A 5020-nucleotide genomic window follows, 5' to 3' on the forward strand; every position below is an offset into this window, starting at 1 on the left:
CGGGGTGTAGCGTAGCCCGGTCATCGCGCCTGCTTTGGGAGCAGGAGGTCGCAGGTTCGAATCCTGCCACCCCGACAGATTGAAAAACCTTTGCAAATTTTGCAAAGGTTTTTTTTTATACATTTATTTTATGAATTCAATCTTAAAAGATAAAGGGTCTCTTATATCATACGCTCTTGCTTTTGCCTTTATTTTGGCAATGATTCTGAGTGCTATTTTACTCAAAGACAAAGAAATTATCTTACCAGAAATTGCTGCTTTAACTGCTGGAATAATTATCTTTAGAGAAAATAAATGGATTCAAAGACCATTTCATATCTTTTTACTTCCGACAATTACAGCTATTTTAGGGTTTGGAATTAATTTTTTACCACTTCAGCTTTCATTAAAACTAATCTTAGTCTTAATCGCATTGTTACTTACATTAAGGTTATTCAAAAGTCAGTTAGCACCAGCTTTAGCTACTGGTTTATTACCAATTGTAACAAATGCTCACTCTCCTTTATTTCTTATTGCGATTCTTGTTTTTGTATTTTTACTTTACCTTTCAATAAAATTATTCAGAATAAAACCTACCGAAAATTCAGTTCCAATAAATTATATCGGTCATAATAGATGGTTAATTGGAATCTGCTTGACGTGGTTTTTGATTTGTTATCTAACTGGATATAGCTATTTTTCTGCAATCCCTCCTGTAATTGTTATTTCTTTTGAAACATTAAACAATCCTGCATTAAAACTATATATACGATTAAAACGAATCTTAGTGATATTTTTAGCAAGTTTAATTGGTTGTTTAACGATAAAATACTTAGACAACTTACTACTTGCCGGATTAATCGATTTAATACTTGTTGCTATTCTACTTATATTACTGGATTTACGACTACCACCAGCTTTTGCAATGGTTATACTACCAATGATATTACCCGAAAAGTCATTGTTCTATTTACCAATCGCGACACTTATTATGAGTACATTTTTTATGTTAACAATTTATATTATTCAGAAAAAAATGTATCCTAAACCAATAGATTTTTAAGGAAAATTAGAATAAATTTTATTCAATTCTTTTGGATTAAAAATAAATATAATGAAACAAATTTCTTAAATCATCCACCATAATCATTCCTCTATTCACAATCGAAATGTCTGCATAAATTTTTTTTTACATATATTTAACAAATTAATACATCACACGTGAGTCAAAAAGAAAATACTGGAGGCAATGAATTGAAAAGAGGTCTTACAAACCGACACATTCAATTAATTGCCTTGGGAGGAGCAATTGGTACTGGTTTATTTCTTGGAATTGGACCTGCCGCAGTACTTGCCGGACCTTCTGTAATTTTAGGTTATGCAATTGCAGGAATTATTGCATTTTTTATTATGCGTCAATTAGGCGAAATGGTTGTTAACGAACCTGTTTCAGGAAGTTTTAGTCACTTTGCTTACAAATATTGGGGTTCATTTGCTGGATTTGCTTCTGGTTGGAATTATTGGATTCTATACATTTTGGTAAGTATGTCCGAACTAACTGCAATTGGTATTTACGTTCAATTTTGGTGGCCAGAAATTCCTCTTTGGGCATCAAGTTTATTCTTTTTCCTTGTCATTAATGCATTAAATTTTGCATCTGTAAAGGTATATGGAGAAGCAGAATTTTGGTTTTCTATCATTAAAGTTGTTGCAATTTTAGCCATGATTGCTTTCGGATCTTATCTATTATTCAGTGGAACAGGAGGCGAACAAGCAACTATTCAAAATTTATGGAACAACGGAGGTTTTTTCCCGAAAGGAATATTATCTGGCAATAGCGATCAAGGCTTTCAAGGTTTATTAGCCGCTATGGCGTTAATCATGTTTTCTTTTGGAGGTTTAGAATTAATTGGAATTACAGCTGCAGAAGCTGAAAATCCAGAAAAAAATATTCCGAAAGCGACAAATCAGGTTATTTACAGAATTTTAATTTTTTATGTAGGTGCTTTAGTTATCTTATTTTCACTTTCGCCTTGGGCAAATATAACAGATGAGAGTAGTCCATTTGTAATGGTTTTTGAGAATCTAAATACAATTGATGTCAATCTTTTTGGTAAAACAATTCCGTTCTCTAAAATAATTGCAAACGCATTAAATCTTATTGTATTAACAGCCGCATTATCAGTTTACAATAGCTCTGTTTATAGTAATAGCCGTATGTTGTATGGATTAGCAGAACAAGGAAATGCACCAAGCTTCTTGAAAAAGTTAAACAAAAATCATGTGCCTATTATGGCGATCTTGGTTTCCTCATTTTTTGCAGCAATCTGTATTGTGATCAATAAAATTGTTCCAGAAAAAGCTTTTGCTATTTTGATGTCTTTAGTTGTTTCGACTCTAATTATCAATTGGATGATGATTTCTATAACACATCTAAAATATCGTCAACAAAAAACGAAAGAAAATCACAAAACATTATTTCCTTCTTTCTTGTATCCGATTAGTAACTACATCTGTATTATTTTCTTATTAGGAATTTTAGTGATCATGTGGTTTACAGGATTAAAAATTTCGGTAGAATTAATTCCTGTTTGGATGGTTTTCCTCTACATTTCGTACTTATTTGTAAAGGCAAATAAAAAGAAAAACGCTTCTTAATCATATAAAAAAACCACTCAAATGAGTGGTTTTTTTATATATCTAATCTACTATTACAAATGTTTTTTCACTTGCTCTACCAAAAACTCTTTTGGTCTTGCACCGCTTTCTTTCCAAAGCAATTCACTATTCTTAAAAATCGCAAAAGTAGGTACACTTCTTACTTGAAATCTTGCTGCTAAATCTTGGTATTTATCAATATCAACTTTCAAGATTTTAACATCGTCTCCTAATTCTTCTTTTACTTGTTGCAAAACTGGTCCCATCATCTGACATGGACCACACCATGTGGCAAAAAAATCTAACAAAACTGGTTTGTCTGAATTTATAATTTCTTCAAATGTCATCGTTTTCTCTTCTTTTTGTTCTGAATTATTTTTACGATTGAATAAATTTTTGAACATAATTTTATTATATAATATTTAAAAAAGCACTCTCGAAAGAGTGCTTCATAACTAGCTTGACTAATTATTAACCTAACCTATGAAAAATTTATTCTACTGTTAGTACAACTAACATTTTATATTTATCAAAAGAAATACCATAGTTAAATTACTGACATCCTGAATGTTATATTTAACTAAATTTAAGAAATTTGCGTCAAAAACTGACTTTTTTAAACCTTAGAAACTATAACTCGCAAACAAATTTTGGGTTTACTGACTTTATTTCCTCAATTACTGCCATAATTTCTTCTTTTGTCGAATTTTCTTCTAAACGCTTCAATTGAGCTGCATTCAACCCGATCATTTGCATAAAAACAACTTTACCATGAGGCGTATCAATTTCACGCAAATCATCGTCCATTACAAAAGCTACACCAACGATATCTGTTTCGCTTTCTGCGCGTATTGGTCCTCCTAGAGGTAAAAATTGGTATTCATCAAACCAAACCTTAGTTTCGTTGACAAATCGTCCCAAGTTATTCATTAACTGAATTACCCAAAAAGGATCTTCGCCATTATCATCTTTCACAGGCTTTACACGAAACGAGAACTCAAATCCCCATTTACTAAAATCTGCTCCAACGCTTTCTTCAGAATAATATAGATGCGACATTCCGTAACTAACCAAATGATGATAACCATTTACATCATAGACTGCCACACCATCCAAAGGCTCGTCTCCTCCTTGAAAAGACATCACTTGTGGTGAATAAAAACGTGGTTCTAAATCTCCGTAAATTTGTTTTAAACGTTTCTCTATTGATAAAGCACCAACCGCTTGATCTTGTTTATATTGTTGTTTGTATTCTTCTAAATTCATGCTACAAAAATAGTTTATCCAATCTTAATTCTCAGTTAAAGACATAAAAAAAGAGAGCTTCTTGTTAGAAACTCTCTTTGTAGTAGCGAGGACCGGACTATATAATATTCTCTGTATCTCTCACTATCACTAAGATTTTTTCATCTATATTTTTTATGTATGCCTAATTGTATGCCTTTAATATGGTTTACCAATAGAAACACCTAATTATTTACCAGGAGTTATAAAAATACTACATTGACACAATTGAACTAACTACCAGGTTCTGAATCTTAATATCTGATTTTATGTAATAGTTTTTGATTAGCAAATAGTCATCAATATTATATCTTTCTATTTCTTTAGTTGATTTAATTAATACACACACTAATATATCCCAATAAAAGATTAACTCTATTTGAATATCTTTAAAATTGTTGCCTACATAAAGATAACTATCATAGCCAATAATCCTATCATATAATACTTCAACTTCAAACTCTACCTCTTCATAATACATCCCTATTTTAAATGGTATGTATATTTTGTTCATTTGTGTTCAATTATATTTTAAAGAAAAAACCACCCATAACTGAGTGGCTTTATATTAAATAGTTATTATACACCGAGATTTACTCTTTATAATAAGTTCCTTCATATGCTTGTTCATTAGAATTACCTGTTGAAGTAAATTCTATCTTTTTATCATTAATATATGTTACTTTTTGTACATATGTTAAACTTACTCCTTTAGGAAAAGTCATTGTTAATACATCACCTTTCAATTCATAAGTACCTTTTTCTGAGTCAAATTCATTTGCTTTACCTCCAGACCAATATGAATAAACAACTGTTTTATCCTTTGAGAAAGTAAATGAATTATTTGTTGTATAACCTACTTCTTTGGGGTCTTCAAAATACCATTTACCTATTAATTTTTGAGTTGATGTATTTTCTATTGATGAATCATCATCATTTGAGCAATTAAATAATAATGCTGAACTCATTAGCATTATATGTAATCTTCCCCTTGTTAGGAACATTTAAAAGTATAGTTTTTATTTAATATTATTGTATTATTATTTTGATTAATTTGAAATGTAGGAAAATCATTAGGATTTTTGACCTTACCATATTT

At 30.5% G+C, this 5020-nt stretch carries 5 protein-coding genes and 1 tRNA gene; 3 read left to right on the top strand and 3 right to left on the bottom strand.

Going from position 1 to position 5020, the window contains the following annotated elements; genetic code table 11:
* From QHG34_RS15620 to QHG34_RS15630, 3 genes are all read left to right on the top strand, one after another.
* Positions 1 to 75: transfer RNA gene (locus tag QHG34_RS15620), tRNA-Pro, on the top strand.
* Positions 76 to 130: 55 nt separating this feature from the next.
* Entirely contained in the window at positions 131 to 1042 is a 912-nt protein-coding gene (locus tag QHG34_RS15625; protein ID WP_282631158.1) for a hypothetical protein, read from the top strand.
* Between the two features lie 158 nt (positions 1043 to 1200).
* Positions 1201 to 2637, top strand: coding sequence for an amino acid permease (locus QHG34_RS15630; RefSeq protein ID WP_282631159.1), 1437 nt, complete (start codon positions 1201 to 1203; stop codon positions 2635 to 2637).
* A gap of 53 nt (positions 2638 to 2690) precedes the next feature.
* Here the strand turns inward: QHG34_RS15630 and trxA are convergent, their stop codons facing one another.
* The 3 genes from trxA to QHG34_RS15645 all read right to left on the bottom strand — a co-directional run bounded on the left by trxA (position 2691) and on the right by QHG34_RS15645 (position 4889).
* Positions 2691 to 3041: a thioredoxin gene (trxA, locus tag QHG34_RS15635; protein ID WP_282631160.1), complete on the bottom strand. Its 351-nt coding sequence runs from the start codon at positions 3039 to 3041 to the stop codon at positions 2691 to 2693.
* 226 nt (positions 3042 to 3267) lie between these two features.
* Positions 3268 to 3903 (bottom strand): suppressor of fused domain protein, encoded by a 636-nt coding sequence (locus tag QHG34_RS15640; RefSeq protein ID WP_282631161.1) that lies wholly within the window; start codon positions 3901 to 3903, stop codon positions 3268 to 3270.
* Between the two features lie 611 nt (positions 3904 to 4514).
* Positions 4515 to 4889 (bottom strand): lipocalin family protein, encoded by a 375-nt coding sequence (locus QHG34_RS15645; protein WP_282631162.1) that lies wholly within the window; start codon positions 4887 to 4889, stop codon positions 4515 to 4517.
* Positions 4890 to 5020 lie beyond the last annotated feature (131 nt).

This window comes from Empedobacter sedimenti (assembly GCF_030005555.1).
GTDB lineage: Bacteria > Bacteroidota > Bacteroidia > Flavobacteriales > Weeksellaceae > Empedobacter > Empedobacter sedimenti.

What these genes read in the sequence shown, in the direction of transcription:
- QHG34_RS15625 (WP_282631158.1), top strand. Translation starts at nt 131, where the DNA reads ATGAATTCAATCTTAAAAGATAAAGGGTCTCTTATATCATACGCTCTT.
- trxA (WP_282631160.1), bottom strand. Translation starts at nt 3,041, where the DNA reads ATGTTCAAAAATTTATTCAATCGTAAAAATAATTCAGAACAAAAAGAA.
- QHG34_RS15640 (WP_282631161.1), bottom strand. Translation starts at nt 3,903, where the DNA reads ATGAATTTAGAAGAATACAAACAACAATATAAACAAGATCAAGCGGTT.
- QHG34_RS15645 (WP_282631162.1), bottom strand. Translation starts at nt 4,889, where the DNA reads ATGAGTTCAGCATTATTATTTAATTGCTCAAATGATGATGATTCATCA.